The following is a 14,946-nucleotide window of genomic DNA, read 5'->3' as shown; positions in this document are numbered from 1 at the left end:
CCACCTGGACAGAGGCGGCGTTGATATTAAAATCACATCACTTTTCAGTGGCCGCGCTAAGTCAGCGGCGCCACCAATTGCGGGAAAGCAGATGTGATTGGATAAATTTCATCCCGCAATGGTTACAGTTCAGCGCGGCCCTGTCAAGATGTCCACTCGGGGTCAGGAACGAATGTGGACATTTCTTGCCCGGACGCACCTAATTAGTAACGGTTCGGGTTATTTGGGCGATCATCGACCCGGTTTGGCACGCCGTCGTTGTCGCGGTCGCGGTCATAGCGGTTGGGGATGCCGTCACGGTCACGGTCGCCGCGTTCCCAGCGCCCGCGCTCCATGCGCCAGCGGCCGTTGTCCATCTGGGCCCAGGCGGGTTCGCGCCAGTGGTAGCCGTGGCGGGCGCGCACATATTTACCGTTGACCCAGACGTGGCGATGGCCGTTCCAGCGCCAATAGCCGGGTGTCCAGACATAGCCGGAACGGGCCGGGGGAATGACTTCCTCGCGTGGCGTCGGTGGGGCAACACGGACGACCACCACATCGGCGCTGGCAATCGGCGCAATAGCCAGGCCTCCGCCCAGGGAACCTGCCAGAAGAGTGGCAATGAGCAATTTTTTCATGATTGGCTCCTTCCATTTAGTAGGTGCCATTTTTGCTGAGACTGCCGCGGCCGTATGTGCGCGCACTAGCTTTCATATAGACATTGGTTTTCTAGTAATATTGCAAAAGTTCATGCCCGATCGGAGTTCCCATGCGTAGCTGCCTCCCCCTGATCGCCCTGCTGCTGGCCTCCCAAGCAGGCGCACAAACTTCGCCTATGGCCCCCGACCTGGTGCCCGGATTCGAGGCACCGCAAGAGCAGGCGGACTACGTCAAGCGCGCAGTGATGGTTCCGATGCGCGATGGTGTTCGGCTGCATACGGTGATCGTGGTGCCGAAGGGCGCCAGCAAGGCGCCGATCATCCTGACCCGCACTCCCTACAACGCGGCTGGCCGTGCACGGCGCAATGTGAGCCCTTATATGCAGTCCTCGCTGCCGCAGGGAGACGAGGTGTTCGGGCGCGATTTCATCCGCGTGTTCCAGGACGTGCGCGGCAAGTACGGCTCGGAAGGTGAGTATGTGATGACCCGTCCGGTGCGCGGCCCGCTCAACTCCAGCCAGACCGATAACGGCACCGACGCCTGGGACACCATCGACTGGCTCGTGAAGAACGTGCCGGAAACGAATGGCAAGGTCGGCATGATCGGCTCCTCGTATGAGGGATTTACCGTGCTGATGGCGCTGACCGAACCGCATCCGGCGCTGAAAGCTGCGGTACCAATGAGCGCGATGGTGGATGGTTGGCGCGGTGACGACTGGTTCCACAACGGCGCCTTCCGCGTCAACACGCTGGATTACATCGCCAACCAGAACACTGCGAAAGGACGCGGCGAACCGCTGGCAAAAGGAGCGTACGACGACTACGACGTGGTGTTGCGCGGTGGCTCGGTGTCCGGCCTGGCGCGCAAGTATGGCCTGGACCAGCTCAATTTCACCAAGAAACTGTTCGAGCATCCCGCTTACGACAGCTTCTGGCAGGAGCAAGCGCTGGACCGCATCCTGGCCAAGCATCCTTTGCGGGTGCCGACCATGCACGTAGTGGGGCAGTGGGACCAGGAAGATATCTACGGCACCTACGCTGCCTACGCCGCCCAGGAAAAACAGGACAAGGACAACAAGCTGAATTTCCTGGCAGTCGGGCCGTGGCGCCATAGCGGTGTCAATTACGATGGCTCGGCATTGGGTGCGCTGCAATTCACCGGCGACACGGCGCTGGAATTCCGGCGTGACGTGATGCTGCCCTTCCTGAAACAGCACCTGGTGGACGGCGCACCGGCAGCGGACACGCCACCGGTGCTGTTCTACCAGACCGGCAGCAACAAGTGGCAGCGGCTGGCGCAATGGCCGGTGTCGTGCGCCACGGGCTGCGCGTCGGCAGCGAAGGCGGTGTACCTCCAGGATGGCTTCACGCTTTCGTGGTCGCAGCAGGGCAACGCCAAAGGCTTCGACGAGTATGTGGCCGATCCTGCCAAGCCGGTGCCGTTCGTGCCGCGTCCTGTGCGCATGGGTGACGAGAACGTGTGGAAACCCTGGCTGGTGCACGACCAGCGTTTCGTCAGCGATCGCACCGATGTGTTGAGCTATGTGTCGGAGCCGCTGAAGGAGCCGCTGGTACTGTCCGGTGCGCCGCAAGTGCACCTGCTGGCGTCGACCTCGGGCAGCGATTCCGACTGGGTGGTGAAGCTGATCGATGTGTACCCGGACGAAGTGCCGTCGCAGCCAAAATTGGGTGGCTATCAGTTGCCGCTGTCGATGGATATCCTGCGCGGTCGCTATCGCGACAGCTTCGAGAAGCCATCGGCTATCCCCTCGAACAAGCCAGTGCAGTTCAATTTTGCGCTGCCGCCGGTGAACCACGTCGTGCAGCCGGGGCATCGCCTGATGATCCAGGTGCAATCAAGCTGGTTCCCGCTATACGACCGCAATCCGCAAACATTCGTGCCGAATATCTTCCTCGCGTCGCCGGGTGATTACAAGAAGGCCACCCAGCGCGTGTTCCATGGCAGCTCGGTAGAGTTGCCGGTGGTGGGGAAGCAATGATCGCATATGCCCGCTAGGAGATTTCATGGAATTTCGCTGGACTGATTCAACCGAAAAGCTCGATTGGGAAGAGATGTCCGAGCTCTATCGCATCGCACCGCTTGGAATCAAGAGTGGCGAGTGGCTGAAGACCGCTTACTCGAACAGCATGTTCCGTTGCATTGCGTTCGACGGCGAACGAATCGTCGCCGCAGGGCGCGCTGTCGCTGACGGCGTCGACTGCTCTTATCTTTGCGACATAGTGGTTCATCCAGCCTATCAGGGTTCAGGGCTTGGGAAGGAACTCATACAAAGGCTGGTCGACGTGTCCAGGGGCCACCGAAAGATAATCCTGTATGCCGTTCCAGGGAAAGAACCATTCTATGAAAAGTTTGGATTTCGCCGGATGAATACTGCGATGGCGATATTTGCGGACCAGCAGAAGGCGGTCGCCGACGGCTATATACAATGAGGAGCAGTTCATGCAAGTACACATCTTCAGAGGACCGGGCCGCATTTTTGGTTTCACCGCGCAGCCATCGGGTGAAAACCTGCCTCAGAAGTACGCGCCATGGTCGGAATTCAAGACCATCGAACTTCGCAAGGGCGAGCATACACCGGGTGTGGATGCGGACGACTGCCTGAGTGACATCGAGACCTACGGTGTGCATGTAACCGATGCGCACCCCCGAATCACTGAGGACGCAATTCGTTGAGCAGTCCTCACATTCAGCGCCAACTTATGGAGCTGGGCAAACATCAGCGGGAGATTTTGGAAGGCCTACGGGTTGCGACGGGGGCGTCGCTTCAATGATGAGTTTCATCGGAAAGTCACCTATGCAATCGTCTGAGCAAAAACTTGAAATCTCTGATCTGAAGGTGGAGTTAATCCGTGTCCTCGATGCGGCTGCGATGTATAACGATAAGGGATATACCTGGTGCGGACACAGTCCTGCAAAGCGAGCCGAAACAGAGGCGGCATTTCATCAAACGATGCTCGACCTCATTGCTAACATCGGCTGCAATGTGCTGGATCCTGAGCTTGTGCAGGCAGTTGTTTCAGGCGCAGCGGCCCGAGATGAAGTCGGGCATTTCTCGGCAATCGCACGGCGCAAGTCATGAACGCGGGCGCCCTCATTTTCGCTGGTTGTCACGAGTAAAGCACTTATACAGCCCCTTCCTCGCTAGAAAGGCATAACGAATGAACGATGTAGTTAGAAACGAGATTTTGTCTCTAGGAAGGGCGGCCCACGATCTGACTGAGTCAACCTATCAGGCGAACCAGTCGAAAAGAGGTGAGCCGGGATGGGGCGAAAAGCAAAGGATTCTCCTTGCTGATATGGCGCTTCATTTGCTCCAAACAGCATTGAAAGAAGGTGAGCTATCGGAAGAGGGCCTGAAAAGGAACCTGTTCTCCATCCTGACGATTTCCGATCAGCTAGTTCCTGGTCTTGAAATGAAGAGCGTTGCTGGCAGGCTGTATTCCGCGTAAGCCTACGATTCCTTGTGTTCGCCGGCCGCTCAATGGAGAAAACTCCGAGGCTTTTGTATGCAGGCTCTCGATCAAGGATGATCGTAGAAGGGTGCACGTCTTGCGTGCCGATGGTTGGTGATGGCCGCATAAGCCTCGGCGTGAAATGAAGCGCGCCCGGGAATGATTGGTTTAAACTCTTCGTTGAGATGGCGAGAGCCTGCCTGAGTGCTAGTCATTCTGACGACTGGGAGAAATACAATTGAAGTATTCACTGCTCTTTCTTGCCGCTTTTGCGAACGTTGCCGCTAGCGCTGCCGAGCCGCCCTATACCTTCATCGAAGGAAAAGTACCAGAAGATGTACAGCCGGATGGGAATTCGATCGTGTTCGAGGGCCCGAACGAGATCCTGGTCATCGATACTGGCCGCCATCCGGAACACACCGACAAAATCATTGCGATCGCAAAGGCGCGAAAGAAGCCGATTACGGCGATCATCAACACGCATTGGCACCTTGATCACGCGACGGGCAATGCACGCATCCGGTCCGCGTATCCGGGCGCAAAGCTGTACACCAGTACAGCCGTAGAAGGCGCGTTGAAAGGCTTCTTGATCCGGAATGTCGAAAAGGCGAAGGCCCGGCTGGAAGATCCGTCCCTGCCTGAAGCGCGCAAGGCTGATACGAGGCTGTACCTGAACGCGATCAATGATCCTGCAAATTTGATTCCCGACCAACCGGTGAAGGGAACGATGTCGGTCAAGCTGGGCGAACGCGAACTGAAGCTGCATCTTGCAAAGTATGCAGCGACCGAAGGCGATGTCTGGGTTCATGATCCCGCCAGCAAGACTGTGTTCGTTGGCGATCTTGTGGTGGTGCCGTTGCCATTCTTCGATACGGGATGTGCTGAAGGTTGGCGCCAGGTGCTGGCCGAGATTGACCGTGTCGATTTCCAGACCCTGGTGCCGGGTCATGGCCTGCCGATGGATCATGCCACTTTCTCCAGCTACCGCAGCGCATTCGACGCCTTCACTGCCTGTGCCGAAAGCAGCCAGCCTACGGCGAGTTGCGTTGCGACGTGGATACAGAAGGGAGCACCCTTCGTCGCCATGCATCCGGATCCGAAATACTCGGAGCCAGCGCTGGCCTACTACGTCGATCAGGTGTTGCGTGTGCCTGCAAAGCGAGCTGAGTACTGTGGCAAGCCAAATGAGACCACACGATAAGGTCAGCTGGCATGGTACTCATTCGTTCGGAGTGATACCGAATGGGTTTGCGTGCGTGGTAGCTCGTGACCGGCACCTGACACTTGAACAAATTGTTTGAAAGTCTGAAGCAGCTCAAAATGGCCCCGGCTCGCGGTTACAGCGAAACTGAGCTCGCCCAAATTTCACGCCTGTATGACGTCAAGATCACCGGCGACCTCCCACTATTTCTATTGGAAGCCGGACAGACATCGGGTGCGCACTGGGAGAAGGTGCATTCGGGCTTGAACTGCTCTTTTTCCCTTACTGTTAGTCGTATGTGCGGCCCCAGATTCTTGGACAACACCATTTACGGGAGGATCTGTCGGAGATTACTTGGAGAAGATTCTGCTGCCGACCGAAGCACTGGGACGAATCTGGTGTGGCGAATTGCTCGTTCCATAAGCAGCCAGTCCTTTAAACTTAAGCGAGTCGCATCAGCACCGCGCCGGCGGCGATTGCTGCAATAGAGAGGGCACGTTTGCTGCCGATGCGTTCGGACAGGAAGAACTTGGCGATCAGCGCTGCGAACAGGATCGAGGTTTCGCGCAGGGCTGCTACGGCGGCCAGCGGGGCGACTGTCATCGCCCACAAGGCCAGGCCATATGCGCCGAGTGTGCCGGCGCCGCCGAGAATGGCGACTTTCCAGAACTGTTTGGCGTAATCCTGCAACTCACGCGGGCAGCGCAGGAGGCACCAGGCCAGCAGGCCGATGGCGCTGAGAATGTGCAGCCACATGACGTAGGCGGCTGGAGCGGCGGAAGCGCGGGCGCCCAGGCCATCGATCAGTGTGTAGGCGGCGATCACCAGGGCGTTCAACAAGGCGTAGGCAGTGGCACGACGGCGGGAACGGGCGTTCGCATCATCGGGGGCGGCAGGCCGGGTTGCGAACCAAAGGCCGAGTATGCCGCCGCTGATGCAGGCGACAGCGGCGTATTGCGTGACGCTGAGGTGCTCGCCCAGGAGGGGCACGCTGGAGAGGGCGACGAGCAGCGGGGCGCTGCCGCGCATCAGCGGGTAGGCGTGGCTCATGTCGCCGTGGCGGTAGGCAGCGGCCAGCAGCCCGTAATACGCGTAGTGGATGACTGTGGACGCCAGCGCATATGGCCAGCTTGCCGTAGCCGGTTGCACGAGAAAGGGCAGCAAAGGCAGCGAGATCAGACCAGCGCCGCTGGCCACCAGCACGCTGCTAAGGAATGGATCGCGGCCTTTCTTGACCAGCGCATTCCAGCCGGCGTGCAGCAGCGCACCGCACAGGACGATGGCGACGACCGATGGAGCCATCAGCGGGGGCGCACGCTTTCGGCGAGGATTTCCGGGCGATGGTAGCGCTGGAATCCTTCCATCACAATATTCGACTTGGCGGCCCGTTCCAACAGTTCGAGCAGTACGGCGCGATCATCCGGATTCAACGAGGAACGTGAGACGTAGACACCCGTTTGCTGCCATGGCAATTCCGGAATTGCCTCCATGCGCAGCCGGTCGAGCATGCCGTTTACGCGGGTGTCGCGGTTGATCGAGCCGGCCAGGATGGTCGGTCCCATGATCGTAATGTCGACCGCGCCGACGTACAGCAGGCGCGCGATGGCGCTCGGCTCCACCTCTGTGAACAAGCGTCCCTGGCGGGCCAGTTCGCGCACGATGGCCTGGTAAGCATCGCCGTAGTCGTAGCCGCGGACGATCGCCACGCGCAGGTCGCGCCGGTCCAGCAGATCCTGGGCATTGGCGATCTGCGGGCGTGGGCTTTGCAGCGAAATCAGTACGGCGCGGTGTCCCACCATTGGCACGAAGATGCCGTTGACGTCGCGCGCCGCCGTGCGGGTGGCGGGCACCAGCAGGTCGGCCTTGCCGGATTCGAACAGCAATTCCTGGCGGGCGCGCGGTACCGAGGTAAAGGTGAAGTGGCAGCCGGCGCGTGGCCCGAGGCTGCGGAAAATCTCCGGGTAGATGCCGCTGAATGTCCCGTTGCCGACGATGACGCTGACGCCAGTGGTGGATACCGGCACCACGATGTCGCGCGAGCAGTCGGCATGCGACGGCAATGCCGCCACTGCCAGGGGCAGGGCGGCGAGCAACTGGCGCAAGAAGCTGTGCACGCGGGCGGACATGGCTTGATTATGCGCCTGTTTCCGTGGTCGCCGCGGTGGCCATGTGATGCTGGCGGAAGTAGCGCCGGGCGACGTAGATGCCAACCGCCTGCATTGCTGCGCAGAGGAAGAAGGTGCTGCCAATGCGCCAGTCGCTCGGCGGCAGGTGGCTGACCGTGCCCAGGATGGCGCCGCCCAGCAAAGGCATGATCACCGTGCCAAGGCTGCTGATCGACTGCAGGGACCCCATCAACTCGCCCTGTTCATTGGCCGGCGTGGCCTTGGATACGATGCCTTGCAATGCTGGGCCGGCAGCGAAGGCCAGCAGGTTACACAGGATGAAGACGTACATCATCCAGCCGTGCGTAGCCAGGCCATACAGCATATAGGTGATCGCGCCCGAGGTCAGCCCAATCAGCGACAGTCGTACTTCGCCGAATTTGCGGATCAGGATGCCGAGCAGGCCGGCCTGCACCACGGCAGCGGTGAGGCCGACGCAGAACAGGGCGGCGCCGTTTTCCGCCGGACTCCAGCCGAAGCGGAAGTGGGTGTACAGCACCCAGGTCGATTGCAGCATCATTTGCGCGCCGGTCACCAGGGCGAACGTGATGACCAGGCCGCGGATGTCCTGGCGCCTGGCCAGCTTGGCCAGCGCATTGAAGGGGTTGATCGACACCAGCTTGAATTTGCTGCGCTGCGCTTCGGGCAGCGATTCGGGCACGAAGAAATAGCCGTAAATGAAGTTGGCGAAGGACAGCGCTGCGGCGACGTAGAACGGCAGGTGCAGGTTGACGTCGCCCAGCAATCCACCCAGCATCGGGCCGCAAATGAAGCCCAGGCCGAAGGTGGCGCCGATCTTGCCGAAGCTCTTGGCGCGATCTTCGTGGGTGGAGATGTCGGAGGCGTACGCCGACGCCACCGACATGCTGGCCGAGGACATGCCGCCGATCACGCGGCCGATGAACAGGCAGGCCAGGTTGGGCGCCCAGGCCGTGGTGAGGAAGTTGATGCCCATGCCGGCCATGGAATACAGCAGCACGGGCCGGCGGCCGACACGGTCGCTGATTGCGCCCAGCATCGGCATGAAGATGAACTGCAGCAGGCCGAAAGTGGCGCCGAGAATGCCGTACCACATGGCATGCAGTTCTCGGTCCTGCACGTACTGGCCGACCAGGATCGGCAGTACCGGCACGATGATCCCGATGCCCAGCATGTCGATGAAGATGCTGACCAGGACAAAGTTCAGGTTGCCTTTCGCTTTGAGGTTTGGCGCGTTCTCGCTCATGCCGCCACCGCCCATTCTGCGACGAAGCTGTCGCGGAAGGCCAGCAGCTCCTGCAGGCGCTGTTCGCCCAGCGCGCGGCCGGCGGCGGTCTGCATGGTGCCGGGCAGGGTGGCCAGCTTTACCTCGATGTGATCGAGGGAGTAGATCTTGTCGTTGCGTTCGCGGTTCGCGGCCAATGGATCGTCCGGATGCGCCAATGCGGTGCCCATGCGGCCCGCAATATAGAACATGCGCGCCAGGCCGACGGCGCCGAGCGCGTCCAGGCGGTCGGCGTCCTGCACGATGCGCGCTTCCAGCGTGGTCGGTTGCAGCGCGGCGGAAAAACTATGGGTTTCGATGGCGTGGGCCACCGCGTCCAGGCGCCCGGGCGGGAAACCGGCTTCGGCCAGTTGGGCGCGCGCCAGTACGGCGGCCTGGCGCGATGCGAGATGGCGTTCCGGGTGGTTCTTCGGCAGGTTGACCAGGTCGTGCAGGTAGCAGGCGGCCATCACGACCAGGTGGTCGGCCTCGGGATGCTGTTCCAACAACAGCCTGGCGTTGCGCCATACCCGATGCAGGTGATTGATGTCGTGGGCGCCGTCGTCGCCCGCTGCTGCGATGGCGAGCGCGACCAGGCGCGGCTGCCAACTGCTCAGAGTGATATCCATAAAGCCTTGATTCCGTTTTTTAGCTGCGCAATTGTGCCATGTATTTATCGCAAGCTTGTATGTTTCTCTAGAGCAAAATTGTTGGTGATTATTTTATTGGTCTACGGTAACATTACGGTGTCATCGTTCATAAGTGAAAAATTATCATGACTACAACCACCAACCAAGCTGCCGAGTTCCTGGCCTTTACCCTGGGGCAGGAAGAATACGGCATCGATATCCAGAAGGTCAGCGAGATTCGCAGCTACGAAAGCCCGACCCGCATTGCCAGCGCGCCGGACTACGTGAAAGGCGTGATCAACTTGCGCGGCCTGATCGTGCCGATCATCGACATGCGCGTGCGCTTCCAGCTTGGCGAGCCGACCTACGGCCCGTTCACGGTGGTCATCATCCTGCACATCGGGACCCGCACCGTGGGTATCGTGGTCGATGCCGTGTCCGATGTGACGACACTGCAACCGGAGCAGATCAAGGCCGCCCCGGACATCAGCGGTTCGATGGATACCGAATACATCACCGGCCTGGGTACCATCGATGACCGCATGCTGATCCTGGTCGATATTGAACGCTTGATGTCGTCTGCCGACATGGGCCTGATCGAGAAGATGGCGGCATGAACTTCCTGAATAACCTGAGTATCGGCAAACGCCTGGCATTCGGCTTTGCCGTTACGCTTGCACTGTCCATCGTGATTGCCGCCATCGGCGTGTGGCGATTGCAGCAAGTTGCCGGCGCTACGCGCCATATGATGGAGACGCCGCTGGCGAAAGAACGCATGATCTCCGACTGGTATTCGAAGATCGATAGCGCTATTCGCCGCACCACGGCGATTGCCCGCAGCAGCGATGCAACGCTGGGCGCCTTCTTCGCCGAGGAATCCAAGGCATCGACCTCAGCGTCTTCCGACCTGCAGAAGCGTATCGAGCCGCTGATCAGCGACGCCGATGAAAAGGAGCTGTTCGACCGCATCATGGCCCAGCGCAAGGTATATATCGCCTCGCGCGACCAGGTGGCCAAGCTGAAGACCGACGGCGAGCTGGAACAGGCGAACGAAGTATTCGAAAAGACCTATCGCCCGGCTGCCGCGCAATACCAGGTGCTGGTGCAGGATCTGCTGTCCATGCAGCGCGGGAAGATCGACGCCATCGGCAAAGAGATTGACAGTGTTTCGGCCAACAGCCGCAGCCTGCTGACGGTACTGGCCGTGCTGGCGGTGGCGTTCGGCGCAGCGTGCGCCTATGTGCTCACCAAGGGCATTACCACGCCGCTGTCGCGCGCGGTCGATGCCGCACGCCGCGTGGCGGCCGGCGACCTGACCGGCGATATCCGCGTGCATGGCAACGATGAAACCGGCCAGTTGCTGGGCGCTTTGCGCGACATGAACCAATCCTTGCTGAACATCGTCAGCGAAGTGCGCAACGGTACCCATTCGATCACCATCGCTTCCAGCGAGATCGCGGCGGGCAACCAGGACCTGTCGGCGCGTACCGAGCAGCAGGCGGCGTCGCTGGAAGAAACCGCGTCGTCGATGGAAGAACTGACTTCAACCGTCAAGCAGAATGCCGATAACGCGCGCCAGGCCAACCAATTGGCCGGTGCTGCCGCTTCGGTGGCGCGCAAGGGCGGCAGCGTGGTGTCGGAAGTAGTGGGCACCATGGAGTCGATCGATGCTTCTTCTCGCAAGATCGTGGACATCATTACCGTGATCGACAGCATTGCCTTCCAGACCAATATCCTGGCGCTGAATGCGGCCGTGGAAGCGGCCCGTGCGGGCGAGCAGGGCCGCGGCTTTGCGGTGGTGGCGTCGGAAGTGCGCAACCTGGCGCAGCGTTCGGCTGCGGCGGCTAAAGAGATCAAGGAATTGATCGGCGACTCTGTCGAGAAGGTCAATGCCGGCACCCGCCTCGTGTCGGACGCGGGTAACACGATGGAGGAAATCGTCTCCAGCGTGCAGCGCGTGTCGGACATCATCAGCGAAATCACGGCTGCCAGCGCCGAGCAGAGCTCCGGCATCGATGAAGTCTACAAGGCTGTCGGCCAGATGGACCAGGTCACGCAGCAGAATGCCGCACTGGTGGAAGAAGCGGCTGCTGCAGCCGAATCCATGCAGAACCAGGCCAGCAACCTGGCTGAAGTGGTCAGCGTATTCAAGGTTCGCTAAGCTGCACTTTCGCGGATCGCCTGCTGCGACAGGCGGTCCGCGTCCCCATTCCTGTGACGCGGCACCCAGCGCACATTCACTTGCGTTAATGCCGCCATCAACTGCCCCGCGCGGGCGCGATGTTCTTCCAGCGCTTTTGCCCCCGCCTGGGGCGATACCAGCACATCCTGTACCACCACCTGGCTGTCGCCGTACACCAGCAACTCCGGCACGCCCAGCTCCACTGCCTTTTCCAGCGCCGCGATCAGGGCCAGGTATTCGGCATCGCCGCTGCTGCCGTGGCCCGCGCGGCGGCTGATTTCCACACGTTCTCCAGCAGGGCCGGAAAGCAGCACGCCGACGCCGATGCGGCCCGGGTTGGGATGGGCGGAGCCATCGAACCATGCCTGCCATGCGGCGGGAGAGGTTGGGACAGGCTGGCGCGCGAGTTTTTCAGCGCGCGCACGTTCTTGTTTCGTTGACATAGGTAATTATATTTGCAACACTTGCGGCTCGTTTTTCCCTCCACTTTAACAGGTGATTGTGAGCCTCACTGCCGAACAAATCCTGGCGCTCGCGCCGGACGCTGCATCCGCCAAAGCTGGCACCGGGCAGGCCAGCCTTTCCAAATGGTCCGGCCTTGGTGGACATGCGCAAGCTCTATGGGGCTTGTGCCAAGGCAGCGGCAAGGAACCTTACCGTGCCCAGATCGACCTGGCCGGCCCCGCGTTCAAATGCAATTGCCCAAGCCGCAAGTTCCCCTGCAAGCATGGCATCGGCCTGTACCTGCTGTATGCGCGCGATAGTGCCGCCTTCAAGGAGAGCGAGGCACCGCAGTGGGTGAGCGACTGGCTGCAAAGCCGCGAAGAGCGCAGCGAGAAGAAGGCGGCCAAGGAAGCGGAAGCGGCAACGCCGGAAGCGCTCGCCGCCCGCGAAGCAAGCCAGCAAAAGCGGCAGGAAAAGCGCCAGGGCAATGTGGAAGCCGGCCTGGCCGTGCTGGACGCATGGCTGGAAGACCTGGGCCGTGAAGGACTGGCTACGCTGCGCAGCAAGCCTTCCAAGGATTGGGAAGCCATGGCGTCCCGCCTGGTCGATACACAGGCATCGGGGCTGGCGTCGCGCGTACGCCGGCTCGGGCTTTCGATCTATGGCGGCGGCAGCGAGGGCTGGGAACTGGCCGCCGCGCGCGAACTGGCGCAACTGGCGCTGTTGCGGCAGGCCTATGCGCGCCTGCCATCGCTGCCGGACGGCCTTCAACATGAGGTGCGTTCCGCCATCGGCTGGGCGACCAGCCAGGAAGACGTGCTGGCGCAGCCCGGCGTCCACGATCGCTGGCTGGTCATGGGCGCACGCACGCTGGAGGACGGGCGGGTGGGCAGTTGCGCGACTTTCCTGCATGGCGAAAACAGCGGGCGCTGGGCGATGCTGCTGCAGTTCTCCGCCGGTAGCATGGCGCTGCCGCCCGCGCCGCCGACTGGTGCGATTTACCAGGGCAGCGTACATTACTATCCGGCGGCCGTGCCGATGCGCGTGGTGTTTGCCGGTGATGTGAAGCTGCTCGATGCTGCGCCTGGCGTGCAGCAGGTCGTTGCGCCAACGGAGCTGGCGGCGGAATTTGAGCGCTACGCGCAGGCGCTGGCGGCCAATCCCTTCCTTGAAACCTGGCCGATGGCGCTGGAGCAGGTCACGCCGGTTCATGACGCGAGCAAGGCCATGCCTTGGTCGCTGCGCGCCGCCAATGGCGAAGCGCTGGCGGTGGATGCGGCGTTTCGCCAGGGCTGGCAGCTGCACGCGCTGGCGGGCGGCCACCCATTGCGGGTATTCGGGCTGTGGCAGGGCTATTCCTTCCTTCCGCTGGCGGCCCATGTCGGCGGCCGCACTTTCAATCTCGACGGAGGTAACGGCTGATGCAACTGCCTGTTAATTTGCATAAAGCCGTGCTGGCTGGCACCAGCCGTGTGCCGTTCGATCCGGCAAGCGGCGTGGCGCCTGCATTGCAGCTGGAGGCCGGGCAAAGCTTGTGGCAGGCATTGGCCGCGCAAGACCTGTGGCAGCGTGCCGGCTACCAGCCCGCCGCGGGATTGGCTGCTTCGGCGGCCGCGGCCCCCGAAGCAGCCGCATGCCCTCGCGCCGCCGAAGACATTTTGCTGCTGCTGATGCGCGGCATGCATGCGGACCTCCTGCCAACCTGGTTGACGCTGGCGCATGCAAAAGGCGTGAGCGTGCCGCATGCCTGCCTGGTGCCTTTGCTTGAGCAGGGCATGGGCAGACCTGGATTGCGCGACACTCTGTTACCGGTACTGGGGGAGCGTGGCCGCTGGCTGGTGGCGCAGAACCCGGAGTGGGGCGCGAAATACGTTGCCGGCACCGATGATGCGGTCGCCGTGGAGCGGGCCTGGAATACCGGCGCTCCGGCGCAGCGTGCCGCGGCATTGCGCGCCATGCGTGCCGCCGATGCTGCTGCAGCGCTGACCAGCTTGCAAGCCGGCTGGGCGCAGGAGCCGGCCGACCTGCGCGCCGCCCTGTTGCCATGCCTGGAAACAGGGCTGTCGCTTGCCGATGAGCCTTTCCTGGAATCCGCGCTGGATGACAAACGCAAGGAAGTGCGGGGCATAGCGCGTGAGCTGCTGGCAGTCATGGCCGGCTCACAGCTTGGCGCACGATGCGCGGCGCGCATGGAAGCGTTGTTCACGCTGCAGCCCCAAGGCGAGGGCCATTTGCCGGTGTTGGAGCTGGTCCTGCCTGAGGCTTGCGACAAGTCGATGAAGCGCGATGGTGTCGGCGTCGAGAACCCATACCGCATGGGTGAAAAGCAGTCCTGGATCTTCAATATGATGCAGTGCGTGCCGCCATCCCATTGGGCCGCACGCTGGAGTGTGAGCCCGGCCGGCGTGCTGCAGGTGATGCAGGCCAACGAATTCGGACGCGTGCTGCAGGAAGGCCTGGTGCACGCCATCGGCCTGTCCGCCCGTGCCGGGTCGGGGCAGGCGGCTGACTGGTTCATCGCAATCCATGCATCGAAGGTACCCAATGCCCGTGTGCTGTCCGCCAGGTTTGCCGATATGGCGATGGCTTTGCCGGCATCCGCACGCGAGCGCGTGCTGCACGCTTGGCTGGAGTGCGGCAATGGCAGCGGCGTGCCCGACGCCTTGTCGCTGGCCCGGCAGATGGCCGGCGAAGGCGGTGCCCAGGTTTCCCTGGCGGTCTCGCGCCTGCTGCTGGACCGGCTGCAGCAGATGATGCGCGAGAAGGATGCGCCGGACTACGGCATGAAGTACGAGTTCGAAACGATGGCCAGCCTGCTGGATGTCGGCGATATGGAATACCTGGAACAAGGTTGGCCGGCGCCGGAATGGGCGCATTGGGACAACTGGCGGCAACTGGTCGATGAATTGAAGGAGGCCCAGCGCTTCAAATACACGCTGCACCGCAGCTTTACGGACAATAAGGAGTAAG

At 61.5% G+C, this 14,946-nt stretch carries 16 protein-coding genes; 10 read left to right on the top strand and 6 right to left on the bottom strand.

What is annotated here, in order from left to right:
* Positions 1 to 203: 203 nt before the first annotated feature.
* On the bottom strand, positions 204 to 617 hold the full coding sequence (locus BM269_RS22250) for a YXWGXW repeat-containing protein (protein WP_090442297.1): 414 nt from the start codon (positions 615 to 617) through the stop codon (positions 204 to 206).
* Between the two features lie 131 nt (positions 618 to 748).
* Between BM269_RS22250 and BM269_RS22245 the strand changes: the two genes are divergently transcribed.
* The 6 genes from BM269_RS22245 to BM269_RS22220 all read left to right on the top strand — a co-directional run bounded on the left by BM269_RS22245 (position 749) and on the right by BM269_RS22220 (position 5,313).
* Positions 749 to 2,638 (top strand): CocE/NonD family hydrolase, encoded by a 1,890-nt coding sequence (locus BM269_RS22245; protein ID WP_090442294.1) that lies wholly within the window; start codon positions 749 to 751, stop codon positions 2,636 to 2,638.
* Positions 2,639 to 2,663: 25 nt separating this feature from the next.
* The gene (locus BM269_RS22240; RefSeq protein WP_090442291.1) at positions 2,664 to 3,089 is read left to right on the top strand and encodes a GNAT family N-acetyltransferase; all 426 of its coding nucleotides are present in this window, start codon (positions 2,664 to 2,666) and stop codon (positions 3,087 to 3,089) included.
* Positions 3,090 to 3,099: 10 nt separating this feature from the next.
* Positions 3,100 to 3,333 (top strand): hypothetical protein, encoded by a 234-nt coding sequence (locus BM269_RS22235; RefSeq protein WP_090442288.1) that lies wholly within the window; start codon positions 3,100 to 3,102, stop codon positions 3,331 to 3,333.
* A 94-nt stretch (positions 3,334 to 3,427) separates the two neighbouring features.
* Entirely contained in the window at positions 3,428 to 3,739 is a 312-nt protein-coding gene (locus BM269_RS22230; RefSeq protein ID WP_090442285.1) for a hypothetical protein, read from the top strand.
* A gap of 79 nt (positions 3,740 to 3,818) precedes the next feature.
* Positions 3,819 to 4,109 (top strand): hypothetical protein, encoded by a 291-nt coding sequence (locus BM269_RS22225; RefSeq protein ID WP_090442282.1) that lies wholly within the window; start codon positions 3,819 to 3,821, stop codon positions 4,107 to 4,109.
* Between the two features lie 241 nt (positions 4,110 to 4,350).
* The gene (locus BM269_RS22220; RefSeq protein ID WP_170860455.1) at positions 4,351 to 5,313 is read left to right on the top strand and encodes an MBL fold metallo-hydrolase; all 963 of its coding nucleotides are present in this window, start codon (positions 4,351 to 4,353) and stop codon (positions 5,311 to 5,313) included.
* Between the two features lie 441 nt (positions 5,314 to 5,754).
* Here BM269_RS22220 and BM269_RS22215 read toward each other — a convergent pair whose 3' ends face one another.
* Genes BM269_RS22215 through BM269_RS22200 form a run of 4 tightly spaced genes read right to left on the bottom strand, consistent with a single transcriptional unit; the run spans position 5,755 to position 9,350 of the window.
* The gene (locus BM269_RS22215) at positions 5,755 to 6,615 is read right to left on the bottom strand and encodes an EamA family transporter (protein ID WP_090442277.1); all 861 of its coding nucleotides are present in this window, start codon (positions 6,613 to 6,615) and stop codon (positions 5,755 to 5,757) included.
* Positions 6,615 to 7,439: a substrate-binding periplasmic protein gene (locus BM269_RS22210; protein ID WP_090442274.1), complete on the bottom strand. Its 825-nt coding sequence runs from the start codon at positions 7,437 to 7,439 to the stop codon at positions 6,615 to 6,617. The genes BM269_RS22215 and BM269_RS22210 overlap by 1 nt, the downstream gene beginning before the upstream one ends.
* A gap of 7 nt (positions 7,440 to 7,446) precedes the next feature.
* Positions 7,447 to 8,703, bottom strand: a complete 1,257-nt coding sequence (locus BM269_RS22205) for a TCR/Tet family MFS transporter (RefSeq protein ID WP_090442431.1) — start codon at positions 8,701 to 8,703, stop codon at positions 7,447 to 7,449.
* The gene (locus BM269_RS22200; RefSeq protein WP_090442272.1) at positions 8,700 to 9,350 is read right to left on the bottom strand and encodes an HD domain-containing protein; all 651 of its coding nucleotides are present in this window, start codon (positions 9,348 to 9,350) and stop codon (positions 8,700 to 8,702) included. Before BM269_RS22200 ends, BM269_RS22205 begins: the two co-directional genes overlap by 4 nt.
* A gap of 146 nt (positions 9,351 to 9,496) precedes the next feature.
* Between BM269_RS22200 and BM269_RS22195 the strand changes: the two genes are divergently transcribed.
* The gene (locus BM269_RS22195) at positions 9,497 to 9,967 is read left to right on the top strand and encodes a chemotaxis protein CheW (protein WP_057264964.1); all 471 of its coding nucleotides are present in this window, start codon (positions 9,497 to 9,499) and stop codon (positions 9,965 to 9,967) included.
* Positions 9,964 to 11,511, top strand: a complete 1,548-nt coding sequence (locus BM269_RS22190; RefSeq protein WP_090442269.1) for a methyl-accepting chemotaxis protein — start codon at positions 9,964 to 9,966, stop codon at positions 11,509 to 11,511. Before BM269_RS22195 ends, BM269_RS22190 begins: the two co-directional genes overlap by 4 nt.
* On the opposite strand, the gene BM269_RS22185 is transcribed toward BM269_RS22190, so the two are convergent.
* Positions 11,508 to 11,975 (bottom strand): ribonuclease HI family protein, encoded by a 468-nt coding sequence (locus BM269_RS22185; protein ID WP_090442266.1) that lies wholly within the window; start codon positions 11,973 to 11,975, stop codon positions 11,508 to 11,510. The genes BM269_RS22190 and BM269_RS22185 overlap by 4 nt on opposite strands.
* Before the next feature lie 58 nt (positions 11,976 to 12,033).
* Here BM269_RS22185 and BM269_RS22180 point away from each other — a divergent pair, with 58 nt between their 5' ends.
* On the top strand, positions 12,034 to 13,398 hold the full coding sequence (locus BM269_RS22180; protein ID WP_139232829.1) for an SWIM zinc finger family protein: 1,365 nt from the start codon (positions 12,034 to 12,036) through the stop codon (positions 13,396 to 13,398).
* Positions 13,398 to 14,945 carry a DUF5691 domain-containing protein gene (locus BM269_RS22175; RefSeq protein WP_090442260.1) on the top strand — a complete coding sequence of 516 codons (1,548 nt, stop codon included), beginning with the start codon at positions 13,398 to 13,400 and terminating at the stop codon, positions 14,943 to 14,945. The genes BM269_RS22180 and BM269_RS22175 overlap by 1 nt, the downstream gene beginning before the upstream one ends.
* Position 14,946 lies beyond the last annotated feature (1 nt).

This window comes from Duganella sp. CF458 (assembly GCF_900113115.1).
In the GTDB taxonomy this organism is placed as follows: Bacteria; Pseudomonadota; Gammaproteobacteria; order Burkholderiales; family Burkholderiaceae_D; genus Rugamonas.
This window is presented reverse-complemented; position numbering and strand designations above follow the sequence as displayed.

What these genes read in the sequence shown, in the direction of transcription:
- BM269_RS22245 (WP_090442294.1), top strand. Translation starts at nt 749, where the DNA reads ATGCGTAGCTGCCTCCCCCTGATCGCCCTGCTGCTGGCCTCCCAAGCA.
- BM269_RS22215 (WP_090442277.1), bottom strand. Translation starts at nt 6,615, where the DNA reads ATGGCTCCATCGGTCGTCGCCATCGTCCTGTGCGGTGCGCTGCTGCAC.
- BM269_RS22230 (WP_090442285.1), top strand. Translation starts at nt 3,428, where the DNA reads ATGATGAGTTTCATCGGAAAGTCACCTATGCAATCGTCTGAGCAAAAA.
- BM269_RS22175 (WP_090442260.1), top strand. Translation starts at nt 13,398, where the DNA reads ATGCAACTGCCTGTTAATTTGCATAAAGCCGTGCTGGCTGGCACCAGC.
- BM269_RS22195 (WP_057264964.1), top strand. Translation starts at nt 9,497, where the DNA reads ATGACTACAACCACCAACCAAGCTGCCGAGTTCCTGGCCTTTACCCTG.
- BM269_RS22185 (WP_090442266.1), bottom strand. Translation starts at nt 11,975, where the DNA reads ATGTCAACGAAACAAGAACGTGCGCGCGCTGAAAAACTCGCGCGCCAG.
- BM269_RS22250 (WP_090442297.1), bottom strand. Translation starts at nt 617, where the DNA reads ATGAAAAAATTGCTCATTGCCACTCTTCTGGCAGGTTCCCTGGGCGGA.
- BM269_RS22210 (WP_090442274.1), bottom strand. Translation starts at nt 7,439, where the DNA reads ATGTCCGCCCGCGTGCACAGCTTCTTGCGCCAGTTGCTCGCCGCCCTG.
- BM269_RS22240 (WP_090442291.1), top strand. Translation starts at nt 2,664, where the DNA reads ATGGAATTTCGCTGGACTGATTCAACCGAAAAGCTCGATTGGGAAGAG.
- BM269_RS22235 (WP_090442288.1), top strand. Translation starts at nt 3,100, where the DNA reads ATGCAAGTACACATCTTCAGAGGACCGGGCCGCATTTTTGGTTTCACC.
- BM269_RS22205 (WP_090442431.1), bottom strand. Translation starts at nt 8,703, where the DNA reads ATGAGCGAGAACGCGCCAAACCTCAAAGCGAAAGGCAACCTGAACTTT.
- BM269_RS22225 (WP_090442282.1), top strand. Translation starts at nt 3,819, where the DNA reads ATGAACGATGTAGTTAGAAACGAGATTTTGTCTCTAGGAAGGGCGGCC.
- BM269_RS22190 (WP_090442269.1), top strand. Translation starts at nt 9,964, where the DNA reads ATGAACTTCCTGAATAACCTGAGTATCGGCAAACGCCTGGCATTCGGC.
- BM269_RS22200 (WP_090442272.1), bottom strand. Translation starts at nt 9,350, where the DNA reads ATGGATATCACTCTGAGCAGTTGGCAGCCGCGCCTGGTCGCGCTCGCC.